Source organism: Streptomyces sp. NPDC006235 (assembly GCF_040613735.1).
Lineage (GTDB): Bacteria > Actinomycetota > Actinomycetes > Streptomycetales > Streptomycetaceae > Streptomyces.
Window position 1 is genome coordinate 281,255 of record NZ_JBEXSR010000004.1, and the last position, 22,343, is coordinate 303,597.

At 71.1% G+C, this 22,343-nt stretch carries 16 protein-coding genes; 4 read left to right on the forward strand and 12 right to left on the reverse strand.

Annotated elements, in window-relative coordinates:
- Nucleotides 1-82 precede the first annotated feature (82 nt).
- The 4 genes from ABZ192_RS07295 to ABZ192_RS07310 form a co-directional block, all read right to left on the reverse strand.
- Nucleotides 83-2,305: an ATP-binding cassette domain-containing protein gene (locus ABZ192_RS07295; RefSeq protein WP_356923532.1), complete on the reverse strand. Its 2,223-nt coding sequence runs from the start codon at nucleotides 2,303-2,305 to the stop codon at nucleotides 83-85.
- A 109-nt stretch (nucleotides 2,306-2,414) separates the two neighbouring features.
- The gene (locus ABZ192_RS07300; protein WP_010034909.1) at nucleotides 2,415-3,173 is read right to left on the reverse strand and encodes an NUDIX hydrolase; all 759 of its coding nucleotides are present in this window, start codon (nucleotides 3,171-3,173) and stop codon (nucleotides 2,415-2,417) included.
- A 130-nt stretch (nucleotides 3,174-3,303) separates the two neighbouring features.
- Nucleotides 3,304-5,226: a glycogen debranching N-terminal domain-containing protein gene (locus ABZ192_RS07305; RefSeq protein ID WP_356923606.1), complete on the reverse strand. Its 1,923-nt coding sequence runs from the start codon at nucleotides 5,224-5,226 to the stop codon at nucleotides 3,304-3,306.
- Between the two features lie 638 nt (nucleotides 5,227-5,864).
- Complete coding sequence (locus tag ABZ192_RS07310; protein WP_356923533.1) at nucleotides 5,865-7,715, reverse strand: DUF4192 domain-containing protein; 1,851 nt, start codon at nucleotides 7,713-7,715, stop codon at nucleotides 5,865-5,867.
- 141 nt (nucleotides 7,716-7,856) lie between these two features.
- On the opposite strand from ABZ192_RS07310, the gene ABZ192_RS07315 reads away from it, so the two are divergent.
- Entirely contained in the window at nucleotides 7,857-10,022 is a 2,166-nt protein-coding gene (locus ABZ192_RS07315) for a RecQ family ATP-dependent DNA helicase (protein ID WP_356923534.1), read from the forward strand.
- Between the two features lie 358 nt (nucleotides 10,023-10,380).
- Entirely contained in the window at nucleotides 10,381-10,995 is a 615-nt protein-coding gene (locus ABZ192_RS07320) for a hypothetical protein (RefSeq protein ID WP_356923535.1), read from the forward strand.
- A gap of 350 nt (nucleotides 10,996-11,345) precedes the next feature.
- Here ABZ192_RS07320 and ABZ192_RS07325 read toward each other — a convergent pair whose 3' ends face one another.
- The 3 genes from ABZ192_RS07325 to ABZ192_RS07335 form a co-directional block, all read right to left on the reverse strand.
- Nucleotides 11,346-11,975 carry a hypothetical protein gene (locus ABZ192_RS07325; RefSeq protein ID WP_356923536.1) on the reverse strand — a complete coding sequence of 210 codons (630 nt, stop codon included), beginning with the start codon at nucleotides 11,973-11,975 and terminating at the stop codon, nucleotides 11,346-11,348.
- Between the two features lie 68 nt (nucleotides 11,976-12,043).
- Nucleotides 12,044-12,745, reverse strand: a complete 702-nt coding sequence (locus tag ABZ192_RS07330) for a ribonuclease HII (protein WP_356923537.1) — start codon at nucleotides 12,743-12,745, stop codon at nucleotides 12,044-12,046.
- 82 nt (nucleotides 12,746-12,827) lie between these two features.
- The gene (locus ABZ192_RS07335; protein WP_356923538.1) at nucleotides 12,828-13,448 is read right to left on the reverse strand and encodes a TetR/AcrR family transcriptional regulator; all 621 of its coding nucleotides are present in this window, start codon (nucleotides 13,446-13,448) and stop codon (nucleotides 12,828-12,830) included.
- A 186-nt stretch (nucleotides 13,449-13,634) separates the two neighbouring features.
- On the opposite strand from ABZ192_RS07335, the gene ABZ192_RS07340 reads away from it, so the two are divergent.
- Nucleotides 13,635-15,182: an MFS transporter gene (locus ABZ192_RS07340; protein WP_356923539.1), complete on the forward strand. Its 1,548-nt coding sequence runs from the start codon at nucleotides 13,635-13,637 to the stop codon at nucleotides 15,180-15,182.
- A gap of 389 nt (nucleotides 15,183-15,571) precedes the next feature.
- Here ABZ192_RS07340 and ABZ192_RS07345 read toward each other — a convergent pair whose 3' ends face one another.
- The 3 genes from ABZ192_RS07345 to ABZ192_RS07355 all read right to left on the reverse strand — a co-directional run bounded on the left by ABZ192_RS07345 (nucleotide 15,572) and on the right by ABZ192_RS07355 (nucleotide 17,907).
- Nucleotides 15,572-16,480, reverse strand: a complete 909-nt coding sequence (locus tag ABZ192_RS07345) for an ADP-ribosylglycohydrolase family protein (protein ID WP_356923540.1) — start codon at nucleotides 16,478-16,480, stop codon at nucleotides 15,572-15,574.
- 12 nt (nucleotides 16,481-16,492) lie between these two features.
- Entirely contained in the window at nucleotides 16,493-17,152 is a 660-nt protein-coding gene (locus ABZ192_RS07350) for a histidine phosphatase family protein (RefSeq protein WP_059417402.1), read from the reverse strand.
- A gap of 149 nt (nucleotides 17,153-17,301) precedes the next feature.
- Nucleotides 17,302-17,907 carry a YdbC family protein gene (locus tag ABZ192_RS07355; protein WP_356923541.1) on the reverse strand — a complete coding sequence of 202 codons (606 nt, stop codon included), beginning with the start codon at nucleotides 17,905-17,907 and terminating at the stop codon, nucleotides 17,302-17,304.
- A gap of 155 nt (nucleotides 17,908-18,062) precedes the next feature.
- Here ABZ192_RS07355 and ABZ192_RS07360 point away from each other — a divergent pair, with 155 nt between their 5' ends.
- A complete protein-coding gene (locus ABZ192_RS07360) occupies nucleotides 18,063-18,596 on the forward strand; it encodes a TerD family protein (protein ID WP_356923542.1) in 534 nt (177 codons plus the stop codon).
- A gap of 141 nt (nucleotides 18,597-18,737) precedes the next feature.
- Here the strand turns inward: ABZ192_RS07360 and ABZ192_RS07365 are convergent, their stop codons facing one another.
- Both ABZ192_RS07365 and nrdR read right to left on the reverse strand, forming a co-directional pair.
- The gene (locus tag ABZ192_RS07365) at nucleotides 18,738-21,614 is read right to left on the reverse strand and encodes a vitamin B12-dependent ribonucleotide reductase (protein ID WP_356923543.1); all 2,877 of its coding nucleotides are present in this window, start codon (nucleotides 21,612-21,614) and stop codon (nucleotides 18,738-18,740) included.
- 164 nt (nucleotides 21,615-21,778) lie between these two features.
- Nucleotides 21,779-22,339 carry a transcriptional regulator NrdR gene (gene nrdR / locus ABZ192_RS07370; protein ID WP_356923544.1) on the reverse strand — a complete coding sequence of 187 codons (561 nt, stop codon included), beginning with the start codon at nucleotides 22,337-22,339 and terminating at the stop codon, nucleotides 21,779-21,781.
- Nucleotides 22,340-22,343 lie beyond the last annotated feature (4 nt).

Consider the following 22,343-nt stretch of genomic DNA (forward strand, 5'->3'; position numbering starts at 1 on the left):
CGCAATTGACGCCTTATCGGAAAGAAATGGGCGTTCTGCGGGGAGTTGTGCGCATGGCCGAACTAAGGGTTACGGACAGTCGTCACCGGAACCGGCTCCGCAGCGCGGTGAGCAGGTACGCGCAGAGCAGTGCGGTCAGCGACAACGTCAGTGCGCCGCCGACGGGTTGGGAGATCATGCTGAGCGCTGCTTCCAGATAGCGCTCTCCCCCGAAGGGCCATCGCGGCAGGAGAGCCTCGCGCAGCCGCATGGGAAGTCCCGCCGCGGTCCGCACGGACGGTCCTTCCAGGACCTTGTGCACCGCGGGTACGACGAGAAGCGGCACGGCGGCCACGGCGGCGAGCCCGGCCGTGGTGGACCGGAAGACGCCCGCGGCCAGTACGCCCGCCCACGCGCAACCGACCACGAGCCCGATCCAACTCGCACTCATGGACAGCCAGTCGGCGGGAACCTGGGCGAGCTCCCGTCCGTAGACGAGATAGAGCACTTCGGCGTCGCAGCCGACGGTGAGGGCGGCCAGAAACAGCGCCGTGGCCGTGGCGACGAGCAGTTTGGCGGCCAGCAGCCCCAGCCGACGGGGCACGGTGCCACGGTCCGCGGCCAGGGCGGGGTGGCGGAACTCGTCGCCGAAGGCCAGCGCGCCGAGCAGTCCCGCGCCTAGCGCCGCGGGCGGCAGGGGCAGCTCCTGTGGCCATGCGGCCAGCAGGCGCGGCTGCGGGGTGTGCCCGATCCGGGCGAGCACGACGGCGGTCACGGCGGACACGGCGAGCACGGCGGCCCCGGTGAGGAACCCGGTGCCGATCCCGGCGGCACGGCGGATCTCGTAGCGGAGGGGACGGAGGGGGCTGGGGGCGGGGCGGACGGAGATGGGAGGCGGCAGAGGGGGCAGTGCGTCGAGTGTGCGCGCCGTGCGTGCGCCGGTGCGGTGGAGAGCGAGAGGCGCTGTCGTCTCCTCAGGACGGGCATCGGCGTCGGACAGGTGGCCGACCGAGGGAACGTCCGGGTTTTCCCGCGGCTCTGTGGCGGGCTGTGCGGGCCCGTCGGAGGACAACGGCTCGTCGGTGACCGGCTTCGGCGCGTCAACGGCAGGTCGTGACTCAGCCGGGGGCCGCGGCTCGGCGCCGGCGGCCACGGGCTCGGCCGTGACCGTGACCGGGACGGGCTTAGGAGCGTCGAGGGAGGGGCGCGGTTCACCGTCGGCGGCCTGGAACGCAACGGTCGTCCGGTGCGCGTCGGTGAAGTGCCCTGGCCTGGGGTCGGCGCACGCCGGGTCGGCACACTCCGGCTCGGCGCCGACGTTCCCGAGCGCGCCGGCCGGCGTTCGCACTGTGTCGGCGGCCGCGTGCGAGCCGCCCGCCGTCTGCCCTGCCGTGCCCGGCACCGGGTCACGGCTGACCTGCGGCTCACCTGCCCGCGCCGCTCCTGCCCCCGGCCCCATGTCGCCGATCTCGTCGGCGAGTTGGTGGACGACGATGCCGTGACGGAACGCCGTCTCGCCGACCTCGGCGCAGGTACTGCCGTACACGGAGAGGCGGTTGCCGCCTTCTCGTACGACTTCGACGGAGCGCCGCGCGGTGCGGGCCTGCTTGGTCAGGAGAACCGCCAGACGCGCCGCGTGCGGGCTGCGTACGGCGACCCGGGGACGCAGGCGGGTGCGCGAGAACTCCGCGATCTCCTGATCGGCCACGAGCCTGCCCTGCTCCATCGTGACGACGCGGTCGGCGGTGCGGGCGGCCTCCTTGGGGTCGGCCGTGGTGAGCAGGACCGTGCCGCCCTGGGCGGCGTGGGCGCGCAGCATGCCGTGCAGCCAGTGGCTCTCGCGGACGGACAGGCCGTCGGCCGGGTCGTCGAGGACGAGCGTGTGCGGATCGGCCAGGAGGACGCAGGCCAGGCCCAGGCGGCGGTCCATGCCGCGCGAGAGGGTGCCGAGGCGTTCGTCGCGCAGGCTCACGAGCCCGACCGCCTCGAGGACTTCGTCGGCACGCCGGACCGGGACCCCTGCCGCGGCGCACAGCATGCGCAGATGACCGCGGACCGTGCGGGCCGGGTGCCCCGGAACGTCGCCCAGCAGCACACCGACCTCGCGCGAGGGATGGGCGATGCGGTGCAGGGGGCGGCCCCGGAAGTAGGTGATGCCACGGCCCTGTTGGAGTTCCAGCATGAGTCTGAGGACTGTCGTCTTGCCGGCCCCCGGTGCTCCGAGCAGCGCGGTGACGCGGCCCGCTCGCGCCTCGAAGGAGACGTCATCGGCTGCGGGCGGAAGCCCTTTGCGGGGGTTGCTGGTCAGTCCGAAGGCCTGGATCACCCGCAGCAAGATAGCGCGCTATGTCCGGTTTTTCGGGCAGCACGAGGCCTGCCTCGGGCACGACACGCCCCTTGTCCGGGCAGCGGGCGCCTGGCGTTCCGGATCCGCGTCAGACCTCGGGGCGCAGCATCGGGGGGTTGAGGAGGGTCGCACCGCCGGCACGGAAGAGCTGAGCCGGGCGCCCGCCCTGGCGGGTGGTCGTCCCACCGGTGGGGACGAGGAAGCCCGGTGTGCCCGTGACCTTGCGGTGGAAGTTGCGCGGGTCGAGCGCCACGCCCCAGACCGCTTCGTAGACACGGCGCAGCTCGCCAACGGTGAACTCGGGCGGGCAGAAGGCCGTGGCCAGCGACGAGTACTCGATCTTGGAGCGGGCGCGCTCCACTCCGTCCGACAGGATCTGCGCGTGATCGAACGCGAGCGGCGCGACCGGTTCGGCGTCACGCCCGTAACCGCCCTGCCGCAGCAGTTCCTCCACCGGGGCCCAGCGCGCGTTGCTGGCGTCGCCGCCGGCCCTGGGCGCGGGCAGGTCGGGAGCTAGTGCGAGGTGGGCGACACTGACGACCCGCATCCTGGGGTCCCGCTTGGGGTCGCCGTAGGTGGCGAGCTGTTCCAGATGCGCCCCGTTGTCCTGGGCGGGGACGGACGGGTCGTGGACGCGCAGTCCGGTCTCCTCGGCCAGCTCGCGCGCCGCGGCCTGCGCCAGGTCCTCGTCGGCCCTCACGAAGCCGCCGGGGAGCGCCCAACGCCCCTGGAACGGCGGTTCCCCCCTGCGTACCGCCAGCGCACACAGGGCATGGCGGCGAACGGTCAGCACGACCAGGTCCACGGTGACGGCGAAGGGCGGAAACGCTGACGGGTCGTAGGGCATGCCGCGATCATAGTCGTCTGCCTGACGATAAACACTCCCTTCGCCGGTCCCATCGGCGACTGATCCACGTCGGTCGGACATGGACCCCGCTGTGGAGCTCGGTGGCCCAGCAGTTGAACGTCGTACCAGGTCACACCCCCAGTTGAAGTCCGTCGGCCGCTTCCTCGACCATGGCGAGGCCGAGCCGGCTGACCCGCACGGAGAACGGGGCGCCGGCGATCCGCAGGCCCGTGAAGCCGATCTCGCCCAGGGGCGCACTGCGCATCGGGCGCAGGGTGACCGTCCCTGCCGGGGCGTCGGGGCGGATGCCGGCGAGCGTGGTCAGCAGCAGCACTCCCGCGGCCGCCGATGTGGCCGCGGGGCGGCAGGCGGCCGGGTGTGGGAGGGGAGCGCTGCCCTCCGTGCGCTGTTCCCCCGCGTACATGTCGGGCAGCCGGTGGGCGAAGGTCTCGGCGGCCGCGAGTACGCCGCGCAGCAGTGAGGTCGCCTCGTTGTCGTAGCCGGCGGCGGCCAGGCCCGCGACGGCGAGTGCGGTCTCCTGGACCCGTACGGCCCCGGCGCGGTGACCGAACGGATTGAACCCCGGTTCCTTGGTGCCCAGTCCGCGCAGGCCCCAGCCCGAGTCCATGACAGGGCTGCCGAGCAGCCGGGCGAGGTTCTCGGTCTGCACCTTGTCGAGCAGACCCGGCGCCAGGGCGCCCTCGCCCAGCAGGCCGGTGTCGAGGAGGTGGACGGCGGCCGCGCCCAGGTGAGGCACCGGCCTGCCGTCCGGGGCACGGGCTGCTGCGGGCCGGCCACCCCCGAGGTCGTCGACCCAGAAGTCCTCGCGGAAGGCGGTCCGTAAGGCCTGCGCCCACTGCCGGAGTGCCGGTCCGCCCGTGCGGCCGCAGGCGTCGAGCAAGTCGGCGCCGAGGAGCGCGGCACGGTGGGCGTGGGCCTGTGTCTCGCAGCGGACGGGACCGCCGGGATGCGGGTCGCGCAGGTACGTGTCGTCCCCCACGGTGGTGCGCAGCCAGGTCAGACAGCGCTCGACAGCGGGCAGCAGTTCCTCTGTCTCCTGCTCGCCGAGGCCCCAGCGGCGGGCCTCGGCGAGCAGGGCGGGAAAGAGCAGTGTGGCCTCCGTACCGGTGCACTGGGGCGGAAGGTGCGGGCCCGCGTCCCGCCTCGGACCGGGGATCATCCCGGACTGTGGTCCTGGGCCGGTGAGTTGCGTACGGGCGAGGATCCGCAGCGTCCCCGCCGCCAGGCCCGTACCGAGCGGCAGTGCCATCCGGGCGGCCACGAACGCGTCGGCGGGGGCCAGACCGCAGCGCCAGGGTGCCCCGGCCGCGAGGTGCGTGTCAGCGGGGTTCGCGGAATCACGCAGCAGGAGGGCCTGGAGGTCCTCGATGCTCGTCCTGAGCAGTGGGGGGACTCTCGGGTCGTCGCCTTCCGCTCGTGCGGCGGCGAGGGGGCTGGTCGCGGCGCGGCCCACGGCCCGGAGGGGACCGGCGCCGTCGGGCCGCACCCGCAGTTCCACGCTTCTGCTGCCGCCCGGCGGCAGGTCGAGCTCCCACCGCAGCAGCCCCGCCGAGGCCAGGGCGTCCAAGGGAGGCGGTGCGGCCGTGACGGACGCGTTGCCGGTGGCGCAGGACCAGCGCAGGCCTGAGTCGTGGACGCTGGCAGGGAGTTCGGGTCCGGCGCGGCCCGAGGCGATCGCCCCCAGGTCGGCCAGGTCCGTGCCCAGGGACACCTCGACCGGCAGACGCAGCGGATGGGGAGCCGAGTTGTGCAGGGTGATCCGCTCCGTGCCGTCCGCGAGACGGTTGCGTTCCACGACCACGTCCGGGTCCGGGCCTGCCTGCGGCGACGTGCGGAGCGTGCCCACGAACCTGGCGCGGTCGGCCGCAGCCATACGGGCCTGCACGGCGAGCGGTTCCCGCCCGGCCACGCGGACTTCGCACCGGGAGAGCACCCGCCGGCCGGCGCGGTAGAACCCTTCCAGTCCCCGGCCGGTCATCTGCCCTTCCTGCGTCGAGATGGCCAGACCGGGAAGCGCGACACAGATCATCATGGTGTGGGCGGGCGGCAGGTCGGCGGACCAGCGCAGCCCGGGGATCGTGGCGCCCCGGGGAGGCGCGGCGGGCTGCCCGGTGGGGGACGGGCCCCGGCTCTGGGCCACGGGCGGCGAGGGCGAGCCGTACGCCGACGCGGAACCGGGGCGGCGGTTCGGGCTCGCCCCCTGGAGTTTCGGGCCCGCCCCCTGGAGTGCCGAACGGCCCCGGGCCTGTGTCGAGGGCGGGCAGGTGTCCGGGCCGGTGGGCAGCGAGGCGGGTGAGGCACCTCCGGGGAACCTGGGCCCGAAGCCGTCGACGCGTGCCGCCGCCCGCGGAGGGGCGTTCTGGGCCCCCGACCGTGGAGTGCCTGCCTCGGGCCGGCCGGGGCCCGACCCACGAGGTGCTGGCGGCCCACCCGGGGCATGGCGGTCGTCGGCGGCGGAGGGCGGAGTCGGCTGATGCATGGAGAGGCTTCCTCTGCGCTCTGTGCGCCTCGATCGGGTTGGGCGCCGGTGCCGGAGCGTTCCGGCGGGGCAGGAGCGGTGCGGCGTCACGGCCCGTCCAGGCGTTCCGCCACTCAGGTGAACGGCGTGAGCCTCCTTCGGGTCACGCCCGTGTCCCCGCCCCGCGTGCGTCGCCGACCCCATGCGGGCACTCACTCCTCCCCCTCCGTGCCCTGGTCGGGCTGTGCGCCCTCCTGGCCGATGCTCCCGCATGGCATGGCCGTCTTCCCCGACGTACGCGCACGCGTGCCGCTCGTGCGTCCGCTGCCGGACCGTGCCGTGCCCGCGGTCGCTCGCCCGGCACGCGTGCCGACCTCTGCGGCACCGGCAGGGCGCGTAGGGCCTTCCGGTGTGCGCCGGCGGGGACCCCGGGCGCCGGGGATGCGTTCTCCCCTGCGGGCATCACCCGGGGTGGTGCCGACCGCACCGGTGGAACGGGTGGAACGGGTACGGCGTCGACGACGTGAGGGCACCGGCGTGGCCGCGCCTGCGGGCTCCGGCTCGAAATCGGACGCGGCTGCCTCGCCCGGGGCGATCTCGTCGGTCGTGGACCGGGCGGGCGAGGTGTCGCACGGCTCGACGGAGCCGGTCGCCCGCCCGGCCACGTCGTCCATCGGGACAAGGGGGTCCTCGAGCCGATCGGCAGACTCTTCCGCCTCTTCCGCCTCTTCCGCCCGAGCCAGGGAGCCGCCCGCCCCGGCACCCACGCCGTCGACACGAGCCGCCGACTCGTCGGCGCCCGAGCTCCCACGGCCGTCCCGCTCCGCTCGCAGGCAGCTGCGGATCGACTCCGGGTCGAGTCCCTCGTTGCAGGCCTCGTGCAGGAGACGGGCGAAGAGATAGTCGGGGTCCGCGGCCAGGGCCATGGCGAGGGCTTCCCGGGCCTCCAGTTCGTCGCCCGTGGACCAGGCGACCCATCCGGCGAGAGTGAGCGGCGCCGCGGCGTGCTCGCCATAGGGGCCGACGCAGCGGCGGGCCAGCGACCGCCAGAGGCGCAGGGCGAGTCCGGCCTCGTCGCCCTCCATCCACTCGGCCGCGCGGTCACGGGTCGCGCGGTCCTGGAGGCCGAGGATCAGCCGGGCCGCCTCGTCGTGCGTGAGAAGTTCGTCGTCGCGAAGATCCGCCAGGAGCATGCCGGAGACCGGCTGCGCCCCGGCGAAGCGGTCCAGGACCCGCCCTGCCAGTCGCAGTGTCTCGTCGGCGACGTCGGCGCGGCCGGCCTCGTCCAAGATCCTCGGGACCAGTGCCTGGCTGGCGGTGTCCAGGGCGCTCTCCTGCTCGAGAGCGGCGGCGTTCTCCCAGGGGAGCAGCCGGGCCCGCAGCTCCCGCAGCGTGCCGCGCACCTGGATGCCCGCGTAGGTGGCAGCGGCCGCCAGCACCGATGTACCGGGCAGGCCCATGGGGGCGCCCTCGGGCGGGCAGCACACCGCGTTATCACAGCAGAACGACCAGTAACGGCCGTCGGAGATGCACAGCGCTTCGACCACCGTCACGTCCAGGGAACCGCACTCCACGCGCAGCCTCTGCGCCAGCGGTTTCAGCCGCTCCATGACCTGTCGGCCGGACTCCCCCTTCTCCGGTTCCTGGCAGAGGAAGGCGACCATCGACTCGGGGCGGGCCCCTCGGCGCTCGCTGCCCGTCACCAGTCCGTGGGCCAGCTGCCGGGCCGCTGACGGCCAGTCGTCCGCGTTCGCGGGGATGCCGAGGCGGGCCCGGCCCCCGAACCGGCCCCGTCCGTCCTTGTCGTGCAGGGCGACCAGGACGATGCTGTCCTCCGGGCGGTACCCGAGCAGATACGGCAGGGCGTCGGCCAGTTCGGCCGGAGTGCGCAGGGTGACCTGGTGCTCGCCGCCGTGGCCGTCGAATGCGGGACCGGGGGCGTGCGGCCCGGTTGTCTCGCCCGCCCGCTTCCGCGGTCCGCGGTCCTTGTCTTTGTCGTGCGCTTCGGGTCCCGTGATGTCGCCGTTTTCGGAGGATCCAGTCGCTTCGCTGTGGTTCGTCATGCGGAGACGATCTCGCGGAATCCAAAGATCCGCTTGACCCTGTGGATAACTACGATCAGGGACACGCCACAGGAACAGCGAGGTGCCGGATTGACTCATGCACCGCTCGCGCTGTCAGTGCCGTCCTGTTGTATGGGACGCATGGAGCACACGAGCAAAGCGGATCTCCGGGCGGCGGCCGACACGGTCCTCGCCCGTCTCGTCGGGGACATCTCGGGAACGGCCCGGCTGCGTGAGGACCAGTGGCGGGCGATCGAGGCACTGGTCGCCGACAAACGCCGCGCCCTGGTCGTCCAGCGCACGGGGTGGGGCAAATCCGCGGTCTACTTCGTGGCGACCTCGCTGCTGCGGTCGCAGGGCAGCGGTCCGACCGTGATCGTGTCCCCGCTGCTCGCGCTCATGCGGAACCAGGTCGATGCGGCGGCCCGGGCCGGTATCCACGCCCGGACGATCAACTCCTCCAACACCGAGGAGTGGGAAGCCGTTCAGGACGAGATCGCCGCGGGCGAGGTCGACGTCCTGCTGGTGAGTCCTGAGCGGCTCAACAACCCGGACTTCCGGGACCAGGTGCTGCCCCGGCTCGCGGCCGCCACCGGGCTGCTGGTGGTGGACGAGGCGCACTGCATCTCCGACTGGGGCCACGACTTCCGGCCGGACTACCGCCGGCTGCGCACGATGCTCGCCGACCTCCCGCCCGGCGTGCCGGTGCTCGCCACCACCGCCACCGCCAACGCCCGTGTGACGGCAGACGTCGCGGAACAGCTGGGCACGGGCGGCAGCTCGGACGCCCTCGTACTGCGGGGCCCGCTCGACCGGGACAGCCTGAGTCTGAGCGTGCTCCGGCTGTCGGACGCCGCGCACCGGATGGCCTGGCTCGCCGAACACCTCGACGAACTGCCGGGTTCCGGGATCATCTACACACTCACCGTGGCCGCCGCCGAGGAGGTCACCGCCTTCCTCCGGCAGCGGGGGCACACGGTCACCTCGTACACGGGCAAGACGGAGAACGCCGACCGGCAGCAGGCAGAGGAGGATCTGCTCGCCAACAAGGTGAAGGCGCTGGTCGCCACGTCAGCGCTCGGCATGGGCTTCGACAAGCCCGATCTGGGCTTCGTGGTGCATCTCGGTTCGCCCTCCTCCCCCATCGCCTACTACCAGCAGGTGGGCCGTGCGGGACGCGGCGTGGAGCACGCCGAGGTGCTCCTGCTCCCCGGGAAGGAGGACGAGGCGATCTGGGAGTACTTCGCGTCGCTCGCCTTCCCCTCGGAAGAGCTGGTGCGCCGCACGCTCGACATCCTCGCTCACGCGGACAAGCCCCTGTCGCTGCCCGCCCTGGAGCCCCTGGTGGAGCTGCGCCGCTCCCGCCTGGAGTCGATGCTCAAGGTCCTCGACGTGGACGGGGCGGTCAAGCGGGTCAAGGGAGGCTGGATCGCGACCGGGCAGCCCTGGACGTACGACGCCGAGCGGTACGCGTGGGTGGCGCGGCAGCGCAAGGCCGAGCAGCAGGCGATGCGCGAGTACGCGTCGACGACCGACTGCCGGATGGAGTTCTTGCAACGCCAGCTGGACGACGAGGCCGCCAAGCCCTGCGGTCGCTGCGACAACTGCGCGGGCCCGCGCTTCACCGCGGATATGTCCGCGGAGGCGCTCGACGCGGCGCGCGTGGACCTGGGGCGCGCGGGTGTCGAGGTGGAGCCCCGCCGGATGTGGCCGACCGGGCTGCCGGCGATCGGTGTGGATCTCAAGGGACGTATCCCGGCCGGCGAACAGGCCGCGCCCGGACGTGCGTTGGGGCGTCTGTCGGACATCGGCTGGGGCAACCGGCTGCGGCCCATGCTCGCGCCCCAGGCACCCGACGGACCCGTGCCGGACGACGTGGCGAAGGCCGTGATGGGCGTGCTGGCCGACTGGGCCAAGGGACCCGGTGGCTGGGCCCCGGGCGTGCCGGATCCGCAGCCCCGCCCGGTGGGCGTCGTCACCGTCGCCTCGCGCACACGGCCCCAGTTGATCCACTCCCTGGGAGCACGAATCTCGGAAGTCGGCCGGCTGCCCCTGCTGGGCACTGTCGAATACACGGGCGACCTGCACCCGGGGCCCCGCAGCAACAGCGCCCAGCGGCTGAAGGCGCTCGCCGGGGCACTGACCGTGCCGCCCGCCCTCGCGTCCGCCCTCGCCGAGGCCCAGGGCCCGGTCCTCCTCGTGGACGACTACACGGAGACCGGCTGGACCCTCGCGGTCGCGGCCCGCAGGCTCAGGCGCTCCGGTGCCCAGGGGGTGTTGCCGCTGGTGCTGGCCGTCCAGGGCTGACAGCACATCGGGAGGCTCGGCCGCCCTATTCTGGCCGGGCACCGGCCCTCCGACCGGATACCGCCACCTGCCCGGTCGCGCACGCCTCTGGACGCCGCGCACGGCAGTGACGTACGAACGTGTCGTGCTCGAACGCCCCATGGGTGGCCCGGCAACGCACAGGGTGAGGATATTAGCCGCGCATCATCTGATAACGGTCGACTGCGCCAATTGCTCGTTGCCGCATTCAAGTTCGACAGGAAGAATTGAGGTCCGCTCCCGCACGGTACGACCGCCGATCCGGTAGGGCTTCGCTGCGGTGCGCGCTCCCCGATTCCGACCCCGCCCGCAGTGTGGGCGCGTAGCCGAAGGGAGGACCGTGACCTTCGGATTCGCTCCGGCCTCGGCAGCGGCATCGACGTCCGCCGCTTCCGCCAACCGCTTGCTCGAACCCGCGGAATGGGCCGCCGCCGGGATCCCGCTTCTCCGTAACCCCCGTGAAGTCGTCAGCGGACTGCACGCCCGGCACCATCCGCAGCCGGCGACCGCCGTCATCGCCGTGCTCGATCCGGACGAGCGGCTGCGGGCGAGCGCCTCTTTCGTCCGCCGGACGGCCGCGGCCGACGGTTGGATGTTCCGCAACGTGCTACTGGCGCAGCTGCGCCGGATCATCCCGCACGATCTGCGACGCCGCACACCGGTGCGCACCGCCGTGCTGCTCTACTGCCGCGAGGGCGACGCGCGTTGGACCGAGGAGGACGGCGCGTGGATGTGGGGGCTGCGCGACGCCTGCACCCTGCACGGGCTGCGCTGCGGGGCGTACATCACGCTGACCCGCGACGGCTGGCAGGTGCTCGGCGAGGGCCGCGGCGGACGCCGCCCGCACTCTGCGTCGGCGCCGGAGCCGTTCGACACGTCGGAGGCACCGCCGCCGCTGCCGCGCACCGGTGGCGCCGCCTCCGAAGTGCTGCGCCGCGCTGCGGCGGCACGCTGAGATCTCCGGACAGACCGTTCCTGTGACAGACCGTCCCAGGCGCAAGCTGTCGGTAAGACAACCCCTGAGAAGGACAGCCACTCTACGAGAGGCCGCCCCTGGGCAGACTGTCCCGCACCGGGAGGGGCCCCGCACGATCTGAGGAGCCGTGCCCCGTCCTACGGCAGACCACGGTTCCTGTGACCGGCAGTCGGGGAACGAACATCCCCGAAGAGCACTGGGCCACCCCGGCAGGACCGTGCGCAGCCACGGCGCCCCCCTCCGGGCATGCCGAACCACCCACCGTGCGGACCCGCTGGAGCGGCGCCTGAGGTCAGCCCCGGCGCCCGACCGGACGCCACGGCACCGACTCAGACGCTCGTGCCCAGCACCGAGTTGATCCGCTGCGGATCACCGCAGACGATCAGCAGCGCGGTGGCCCGGGAGTGGGCCAGGGACAGGGCGCTCGCGGCTGCGGCCTCGGCACCGCCGTTGACGGCGACCACGACCACCGGACGAGACGCGGCACGTCCGGCGACGGTGGCGTCCGTGTAGAAGACGTCGTCACCAGCGTCGTGCTGCGCCCAGTAGGAGGTCTCGCCGAACGACAGCTCGTGGGCGGCCCACGGGTGCTGTTCGCCGGTCGTGATCACCAGGACGTCGCCGGGGGCTCGACCGGAGTCCAGGAGCAGGTCCACGGCCTCCTCGGCGGCGTCGAGCGCGCCTTCGGCGGAAGCCGGGATCAGCTGGATCTGCGGGGTGGCCGGAGCGGCGGCATCGGCTGCCGGACCCGACGGGCCGGGCTTGGCGGCCGCGTCACGCGGCGTGCGCTGCGCCGGCGGCGCGGGCCGCACAGGACCGGGACGGCCGGGGCGCGACGGAGCCGCGGGACGGGGGCCGGGTACGGGGCGAGGGGTCGGCGCGGTGCGGCCGCTGGCCGGTGTGGCGCGGGGACCCTGGGCACTCTCGTGAATCTGAGGCTCCTCGGGAATGAGAGGCATGGGTTGATATTTATCAAACGTTGGTACGGCCCGCGTCGGCGGGTGGCGCATGCGTGCGAACGAAACCGTTAGAAATCGAAGCCCAGCTGACCCTCGATTTCCGGAACACTTCCGTCCGTCCAGCTGCGGACCTTCTTGAGGTGCCGCCACTGGGGCAGCGCATCAAGATACGCCCACGACAACCGGTGGTGAGGGGTGGGGCCCCGCTCCGCCAGTGCGGCCTTGTGCACGGGTGACGGATACCCGGCGTTGTCCGCAAAACCGAAGTCTGCATGGTCGATACCCAGTTCGGCCATCATTTTGTCGCGCTGAACCTTGGCGATCACCGAGGCCGCCGCGACCGCCACGCACGACTGGTCGCCCTTGATCACCGTACGGACTCGCCAGGGCGCACCGAGATAGTCGTGCTTCCCGTCGAGGATGACCGCGTCGGGGCGGACCGGCAGGGCGTCCAGGGCACGTCCTGCGGCGAGCCGCAACGCGGCCGTCATCCCCAGGTGGTCTATCTCCTCAGGGGAGGCGTGCCCCAATGCGTACGACGTCACCCACTTCCGCAGTTCCTCGGCGAGTTCGGTGCGTCGCTTGATGGTGAGCAGCTTCGAGTCTGTAAGACCCTCGGGCGGCCGGCGCAGTCCGGTGATCGCCGCGCAGACGGTGACGGGACCGGCCCACGCGCCGCGCCCCACCTCGTCGACACCTGCAACGATCTTCGCTCCGGTCGTGGCTCGAAGGGAGCGCTCGACGGTGTGAGTAGGCGGTTCGTACGGCATGGCGACCCTAGGTTACGCCGCCCCGAACCACCCGCGACACCCCGGTCGGCCCCAACGGTGCGACGGGCACCGTCGACCCCGGTCAGGTGCCGCTCGACCGCAGCAGCGGAACCATCAACTGGTCGATCATCTCCTCGATTTCCTGGTCCCGCCATTCACAGCCGCACATCTTGGAGCGGTACATCATCATCGCCGGGATGGCGTCGAAGACGTATCCGTTCGCAGCGTCGGAACGCACCTCGCCTCGCCTGATTCCGCGCTCGATGACTTCCCGCAGCATCTTGATGGTGGGCTCCACCACCCCGTCGAAGATCACGGCATGGAAGCGTTCGGCCTGCGTCGTGTCACATTCGTGAATCACCGAGCGAAGCGCGAAGCCCGGGCGGGAGAACATCGCGTCGCGGGCTCTCCGGCAGAGCGCCAAGAGGTCCTCGCGCACGCTCCCCTCGTCCGGTACCGCGTCGAAGCGCGGCAGTCCGGCACGCAGGGCGTCGGCGACGAGGTCCTCCTTGGAGGGCCAGCGACGGTAGACGGCGGCCTTTCCGGTCTGGGCACCGGCGGCGACGCCTTCCATCGTCAGGCCGTTCCAGCCGACGGTGCTGAGTTGATCCAGCGCGGCATCGAGGATCGCGCGTTCGAGCACGGCGCCGCGGCGGCGGGCGGCCGTCTGAGCGGGGGCGTCCGCCCAGCTCGGGGTAACCATCGAACTCTCTCCAACGAGCAGATGAAGCGGGGATTCCGGGGTGGGGGACGTGCCGGGCGGCGGCAAAGGGGGACGTGCCGCACGACGACGCCACAAGTGAACGCTTGCGTTCACTGTCGGGGACTCACTACCTTTGACGCGACAGTGAACGCGAGCGTTCACTAACGCACTCGTGGGGGACCCATAGTGACAACCTCTCCATTGCTCAAGGACCAGAAGCCAGGTGCGGCACGCCGGGAGGGACACCCCGGCATCGCGCTCACCGTCATCGCGGCCTGCCAACTCATGGTGGTACTCGACGCGACGATTGTGAACATCGCGCTCCCGCACATTCAAGACGCACTCAAGTTCAGCACCACCGACCTCACCTGGGTCGTCAGCTCCTACACACTCACCTTCGGCGGTCTGCTGCTCCTCGGCGGCCGCGCCGGTGACATCCTCGGGCGCCGCAGGGTGTTCATGACCGGCATCCTGCTGTTCACCTTCGCCTCGCTGCTCGGCGGGCTCGCCCAGGAGCCGTGGCAGTTGCTGGCCGCGCGGGTACTCCAGGGCGTGGGAGGCGCGATCGCGTCGCCCACCTCGCTGGCTCTCATCACCACCACGTTCCCCGAGGGCCCGGAGCGCAACCGAGCCTTCGGCGTCTTCGCCGCGGTGTCCGCGGGTGGTGGTGCCATCGGCCTGCTCGCGGGCGGCATGCTCACCGAGTGGCTCGACTGGCGCTGGGTGCTCTTCGTGAACGTGCCGATCGGCGTGCTGATCGCCGTGCTCACTCCGCTCTACATCAGCGAGTCCGAACGGCACACCGGACGCTTCGACATAGCGGGCGCGGTGACTTCGACCGCGGGCATGGCATCCCTCGTCTACGGCTTCATCCGGGCGGCGGACGAGGGCTGGCGGGACAGCCTCACCATCGGGTCCTTCGCCGCCGCGGTAGTCCTGCTGCTGGCCTTCGGGATCATCGAGTCCCGGGCCAAGGAACCCATCACCCCGCTGCGGATGTTCACCGACCGGAACCGCTCGGGCACCTACGTGATCATGCTGAGCCTCGCGGCGGCGATGTTCGGCATGTTCTTCTACATCGTGCTGTTCGTGCAGAACGTGCTCGGCTACAGCCCGATCGAGGCAGGGCTCGCCTTCCTGCCCGTGACCGTCGTGATCGCGCTCGGCGCGGGTCTGTCGCAGCGGTTCCTGCCGGTGCTGGGTCCGAAGCCGTTCATGGTCCTGGGCTCGACGCTCGCGGCGATCGGACTGGCGTGGCAAGCGCTCATCAGCTCCGACAGTTCGTACGTCGGCGGGGTTCTCGGCCCGATGCTGGTGTTCGGCTTCGGCATGGGCCTGAACTTCGTGACGCTGACGCTCACCGCCGTCTCCGGTGTGGCCCAGCACGAGGCCGGCGCCGCGTCCGGACTGCTCAACACCACGCAACAGGTCGGCGGATCGCTGGGCCTGTCCATCCTGACGACCGTGTTCGGCACGGCGACCAGGGACGAGGCGGAGAAGCAGCTTCCGCAGTTCATGGCCGAGGGCTCCCCCGAACAGAAGGCGGAGTTCGCCACGACGCATCAGCTGCCCGCGCCGTGGGGGCACGAGGTACTGGCCCAGGGCATCTCCGCCGCCTTCATCCCGGCCGCGGCCATGGCCGTCCTCGCCCTGGCGACCGCCTGGCTGGTGATCCGGGTCCGCAAGAGCGACCTGGAGGCCCTCTCCGGCTCGGCCGGGCCGGGGCTGGGCTGACGCGCAGGCACTGCGAGACGGCTTCGGCGGCTCGCCGACGGGCCCGAAAGGGGCCTGCCGGCGGCTGCCGGGCCGGTCCGTGACCGGCCGCGCAGGTCCCAGGCGGCGCGTGCATACGTCCCACCAGTGGATCAGAACAGCCAGCAGAACTTCCATGATCACCCCCTTCACCCTCCCGTCAGGCACCTCCAGCGCGTGCGGCCTCCTGGCTCGCACCGCTGATGTCACGACAACGCGCGAACGGTCACGGAGAGTTCCCAACGTGCACGGAGAGTTCGCAACTTGTTCCGGAGAGTTCCCAACGCGCACCGGATAGTTCTGATGCGCACGGGAAGGTCTGATGACCACCGGTTCTGATGGCCGGACCAGCGCAGAAGAGGTTCTGACCGCTAGCCCGACGCAGGCACCCAGTCCGGCAGCGGCTCCGTCCGCGCCACCCACTCGGCGGGCGGCACCCCCGCCTTGCCCGAGGCGATCACGCCGCCCACGATGGCGCAGGTGGTGTCGACATCCCCGCCGACCTGCGCGGTCGTCCAGAAGGCCTGCTGGTAGTCACCGAGACTTCGCGCGGCCGACCAGAGGGCGAAGGGCACCGTGTCGTGGGCGGTCGTCCGCCGGCCGCATCCCAGTACCGCCGCGACCGTGGCCGGGTCGGCGTAGTCGAGCATGTCCCGGGCCCGGCGCAGTCCCGCGCCCACCGCGCTCTTCTTCGGCACCAGGTCGATGACCCCGTCGAGGAGGGCCTCGGCCCCGGGCGGCCCACCGGGAGCGGCGGCGAACGCGGCGGCCGCGGAGACGGCCATGGCGCCGACGACGGCCTCGCGATGCTGGTGGGTGGTGTAGGCCGAGATCTCCGCCTGGTGAGTCGCCTGCTCCGGGTCGTCCGCGTACCAGGCGCCCAGCGGGGCGATCCGCATCGCGGCGCCGTTGCCCCAGGACCCCTGTCCGTTGAAGAGCCCGGCAGCGAGTTCGCGCCAGTCGCCGCCCTCCCGGACGAGCCGCAGCAGGCGGTTGACCGCGGGTCCGTAGCCCCGGTCGAAATCGTGGTGCTCGGCGAAGGAGCGGGCCAGGGCGTCCTGATCGATGCGGTGATGAGTGGCCAGGACGGCGACGACGGAGCCGGCCATCTCCGTGTCGTCGGTCCACTGCCACGGCCCGGACGGAAGCTCGCGGCGCTTCAGCAGCGGGTAGTTCACGGGCACGAAGTACTGGGAGCCCAGGGCGTCCCCGACGGACAGTCCGCGCAGGCTGGCCAGGGCGCGGTCCAGGCGCCCGTCGGGGGAGGAATCAGCGGTCATCGCCCTGCCACTCTATCCAGTGATCCCGTAGGGCTCGGGATCTCGCCAGCGGTCGAACGGCCGGTCAAGCGTGTACTTGCCGTCGTCTCCGAGAACGAGCATGCGCACCTCGCCGTTCCCCGGGTTCGACAGCGACTCGAATTCGGCGACCGTCCAGTGAAACCACCGCATGCAGAACAACCGCATGGCCAGACCGTGGGTGACGATCAGGACGTTCGGCGGATGGTCCGGGTCCTCGAAGCTGCGGAACAGGCTCTCCAGGAAGCCGCCGACCCGGTCGTAGACGTCGGCGCCGGACTCGCCCTGGGCGAAACGGTAGAAGAAGTGGCCGTACGCGTCCCGATAGGTCTTCTGGAGGCGGACTTCGTCACGGTCCTGCCAGTTGCCCCAGTCCTGCTCGCGCAGCCGGGGTTCCTCGCGCACCCGTATGAGGCCGGGGTCGAGGCGGAAGGCGCGCAGTGTCTCGTGGGTGCGGCGGTACGGGGAGACGTACACGCTGACGCGCTCGCCGCCGAACAGCTCGCGCAACTGCTCGCCCGTCGCCTCCGCCTGCCGTCGGCCCCGCTCGGTCAGTGCCAGGGCGTGGTCGGGTTCACGCTCGTACACGGAGTCATCAACATTGCCCGTTGACTCGCCGTGCCGGACAAGGACGATGCGCCGTGGTCGTGCCATGCCAAAACCCTAGATCGGGTGGGGCCACATCGAGCACTCATGCCCCCCTATACAGCGTAGGTCACACACATCCTGCACCACAGATCACACAGGTCGCACGCCCGTCCCGCCGGAATCAATCAGTCCAGGCCCGCCCGGCCCGCCCGGACTCAGACCGTCCAGCTCGGCTCCATGTCCACGACGTCCCCGGTGAGTGCCGCCACGTCCGCCTCCGTCTGGGCCCGCAAGGCGAGCCGCTCCACGCGTTCCGTGCGGTACTTGCCGTGCTCGGCGGCCGACCGCCACATCGACAGCACCATGAACTCGTTCCCGGGTGCCTCACCGAACAGCCCGCGCACCATGCCGGGCGAGCCGGCCATCGCAGGGTTCCAGACCTTCTCCTGCATCAGCACGAAATGCTCGACCCGCTCCTCGTGGATACGACACAGCGCCACGCGCAGCAGGTCGGCGTCCGTGAAGCGCGGTTCGAACCCGGTCTTCACATCGAAGCGATAGTCGAAGAGCCTGACCTGGGCGTCCTTGAACGTGCCCGACTGGGCCGACGCGAGCCGGTCGTGGGACCGCGCCATGAAGGAGTCGTAGAAGGCGCGGCTCTCCCAGAACGCGAAGATGTGCGCCACGTCCGGCCGCCTCCGGCTCCAGCCACCCCCCTGTCCCCGAAACCCCGGCTCCCCCAGAAGCCCCGCCCACTTCCGCTGCCCCCGCTCGAAACCGCGGCGGTCCACCACGGTGCAGCGAATCCACTTGACCAGCACCGCGCCATGGTAAGGCCACGGAGCGTGGCGTCGGTCACTCTCGGCTGGACCGCTCTCCGGCGCGCGTACCCGCACGCGTGGCAGGATGGACAAACAGTCATGACTGCCCGGCAGTTGAGGCAAACGGGCGGGTCGGTACGGGGAAGGGGACGCTGGTGGACGGGCTGAACAAGGGGCTGCGCAAGGTCGAGATCGCGGTGCGGTGGGATCCCAGTCCGGCGGGGCAGCCGTCCACCGACCTGGACCTCGTCGCGGCGACCTATCTGGCGGACGATCCGCACGGCGATCCCGCCTACGTGGTGCACTTCGACAGCCGCTCCCCCGACGGCACCATCTATCTCAACCGGGACAGCAAGGACGGCCAGGGCTTCGGCTACGACGAGGTCATGACGCTGGAACTCGACCGGCTCGACGGCCGGTACGCGCGCGTGGTGGTCGGTGTCGTCATCCAGCAGCGCCCGGCGGAGCGCACTTTCGTCAGCGTCGTGAACCCCGGGCTGCGTATCCGCGAGGGGTACACGGTCCTGGCCGAGGACGACTTCGGAGGCGCCCTGGGAGCCACCGCGGCGACGGTCGCGGAGTTCGTCCGGGACGGTTCCGGTCCCTGGGACTTCCGCCCCGGCGTCCGCGGTTTCGAGGGTGACCCTGCGGACTTCGCCAGGACGATGGGTGCCGCGCGCCAGCCGTGAGTCTGCCGCCGGGGAGCCCCAGGGGCCGGGGGTGAGCCCCCTGTGTACTGGACAGGCGCCCCGGCTTCCCCAGCCCGTGACGACAGGAGGGGCACCGGCCCGAAGGCGGTGCCCCTCTGTCATCTACTCAAGGCGCTGGCGTCAGCTGCAACCGCTGGTCGAGCCGCAGCCCTCGCAGATGTAGCAGGAACCGGCGCGCTGCATCTTCGTGCCGCAGGAGAAGCACAGCGGGGCGTCGGCCTGGATGCCCAGCTGCATCTCCACCAGTTCGGCACTGGTGTGGGCCGTCTGCGGGGCGGGCTTGGCCGCCTCTTCGTTCTTCGGCGCGGAGACGGCCTTCAGCTCCTGGGCCCGCGGCGCCGACTGGGCCAGGCCCTCGACGTCGACTTCGTCCTCGTTCGGCTCGTACGAACCGGTTTCCAGGTGACGCTGACGCTCCTCGGCGGAGTGGATGCCGAGCGCGGAGCGCGTCTCGAACGGCAGGAAGTCCAGCGCCAGGCGGCGGAAGATGTAGTCGACGATCGACTGCGCCATCCGCACGTCCGGGTCGTCCGTCATACCGGCCGGCTCGAAGCGCATGTTCGTGAACTTCGAGACGTACGTCTCCAGCGGGACGCCGTACTGGAGGCCGACGGAGACCGCGATGGAGAAGGCGTCCATCATGCCCGCGAGGGTCGAGCCCTGCTTGGACATCTTCAGGAAGACCTCGCCCAGACCGTCGTCCGGGTAGGAGTTGGCGGTCATGTAGCCCTCAGCACCGCCGACGGTGAAGGACGTGGTGATGCCGGGACGTCCCTTCGGCAAGCGCTTGCGGACCGGGCGGTACTCGACGACCTTCTCGACCTTGGCCTCGACGGCGGCGGGCTCCTCGGCCTTCTCCTCCCACTTCTTGGTGGAGAGCGGCTGGCCGACCTTGCAGTTGTCGCGGTAGATCGCGAGCGCCTTGACGCCCAGCTTCCAGGCCTCGAAGTAGATCTCCTCGACCTCCTCGACGGTCGCCGTCTCCGGCATGTTGACCGTCTTGGAGATGGCACCGGAGATCCACGGCTGGATCGCGGCCATCATGCGGACGTGGCCCATCGGGGAGATGGCCCGCTCGCCCATGGCGCAGTCGAACACCTCGTAGTGCTCGGGCTTGAGACCGGGCGCGTCGATCACGTTGCCGTGCTCGGCGATGTGGGCGACGATCGCCTCGATCTGCTCTTCCAGGTAGCCGAGGCGGCGCAGGGCCTGCGGGACCGTGCCGTTGACGATCTGCATCGAGCCGCCGCCGACCAGCTTCTTGAACTTGACCAGGGCGAGGTCGGGCTCGACACCGGTGGTGTCGCAGGACATCGCGAGGCCGATGGTGCCGGTCGGGGCCAGCACGGACGCCTGGGAGTTACGGAAACCGTTCTTCTCACCGAGGCGCAGCACGTCCTGCCACGACTCGCTGGCGGCGGCCCACACCGGGGTGTCCAGGTCGTCCATGCGGACGGCCTTGTCGTTGGCGTCGGAGTGCTGCTTCATGACGCGCTTGTGGGCGTCGGCGTTGCGGGCGTAACCGTCGTACGGGCCGACGACCGCGGCGAGTTCGGCGGAGCGGCGGTACGCCGTACCCGTCATCAGGGAGGTGATGGCGCCGGCGAGGGAGCGGCCGCCGTCGGAGTCGTAGGCGTGGCCGGTGGCCATCAGCAGGGCGCCGAGGTTGGCGTAGCCGATGCCGAGCTGGCGGAACGCGCGCGTGTTCTCGCCGATCTTCTGGGTCGGGAAGTCGGCGAAGCAGATCGAGATGTCCATCGCGGTGATGACCAGCTCGACGACCTTCTGGAAGCGCTCGGCCTCGAAGGACTGGTTGCCCTTGCCGTCGTCCTTCAGGAACTTCATGAGGTTCAGCGAGGCCAGGTTGCAGGACGTGTTGTCCAGGTGCATGTACTCGCTGCACGGGTTCGACGCGGTGATCCGGCCGGACTCGGGGCAGGTGTGCCAGTTGTTGATGGTGTCGTCGTACTGGATGCCGGGGTCGGCGCAGGCCCAGGCGGCCTCGGCGATCTTGCGGAAGAGCTGCTTGGCGTCGACCTCCTCGATGACCTCACCGGTCATCCGGCCGCGCAGCCCGAACTTGCCGCCCTGCTCGACGGCCGTCATGAACTCGTCGTTCACACGGACCGAGTTGTTGGCGTTCTGGTACTGGACGGAGGCGATGTCGTCGCCGCCCAGGTCCATGTCGAAGCCCGCGTCGCGCAGGACGCGGATCTTCTCCTCTTCCTTGACCTTGGTCTCGATGAAGTCCTCGATGTCGGGGTGATCCACGTCGAGGACGACCATCTTGGCGGCGCGGCGGGTGGCGCCACCGGACTTGATCGTTCCTGCGGAGGCGTCGGCGCCGCGCATGAAGGAGACCGGACCGGAAGCGTTGCCGCCGGAGGACAGCAGTTCCTTGGAGGAACGGATCCGGGAGAGGTTCAGGCCGGCACCGGAGCCGCCCTTGAAGATCATGCCCTCTTCCTTGTACCAGTCGAGGATCGACTCCATGGAGTCGTCGACGGACAGGATGAAGCAGGCGGAGACCTGCTGGGGCTGCTTGGTGCCGACGTTGAACCAGACAGGGCTGTTGAAGCTGAAGATCTGGTGCAGGAGGGCGTACGCCAGCTCGTGTTCGAAGATCTCGGCGTCGGCGGGCGAGGCGAAGTACTTGTGGTCCTCGCCGGCCTTCCGGTACGTCTTCACGATGCGGTCGATCAGCTGCTTGAGGCTGGTCTCACGCTGCGGGGTGCCGACGGCACCGCGGAAGTACTTGCTGGTGACGATGTTGACCGCGTTCACCGACCAGAAGTCGGGGAACTCGACGCCACGCTGCTCGAAGTTGACCGAGCCGTCGCGCCAGTTGGTCATGACGACGTCACGGCGCTCCCAGGCCACCTCGTCGTACGGGTGGACACCAGGGGTGGTGTGGATGCGCTCGATACGCAGGCCCTTGCTCGCCTTGGCGCTCTTGGCGCGGGAACTCCGTGCCGGACCGCTCGCCGTCTCTGTCATGCCGCCTCCCTGTACGGGCGAAAACGCCCTGAAGTGCCCCGTTGTTCCCGTGGCACGGTGTTCTGTCTGATGCTGCGGGCACCCACTCACATCGCCCGCAACAGGTCTTCACATCGCCGCCGCCCGGCCGGGCCCGGAGCTGCCGCCCGGGTCCGGCCCGCCGGTCAGTCGGCGGCGCCTGCGGGCTCGGGGACGTGTCCCGTCCCTCCGGGCCCGCGGTCGTCTTCCTGGCTCCCCGCCCCCGCGTCCTCGCGGTCTCCGTCGTCCGCGCCGGGGCGTCCCGTCTCTTCCCTGAGCTCCGTGATGGCCGCCTCGAAGTCCTCGAGCGAGTCGAACGCCCGATAGACGGAGGCGAAGCGCAGGTACGCGACGAGATCGAGCTCCTGCAACGGGCCGAGTATGGCCAGCCCCACGTCGTGGGTGGTCAGCTCGGCGCTTCCGGTGGCCCGCACCGCCTCCTCGACCCGCTGGCCGAGCTGGGCGAGCGCGTCCTCGGTGACGGGCCGTCCCTGACACGCCTTGCGCACACCATTGATGATCTTGGTACGGCTGAATGGTTCGGTGACTCCGGACCGCTTGACCACCATGAGCGAGCACGTCTCCACAGTCGTGAAACGACGGGAGCAGTCAGGGCACTGGCGGCGCCTGCGGATGGACGTGCCGTCGTCGGTCGTACGGCTGTCGACGACACGGCTGTCGGGGTGCCTGCAGAAGGGGCAGTGCATGAAC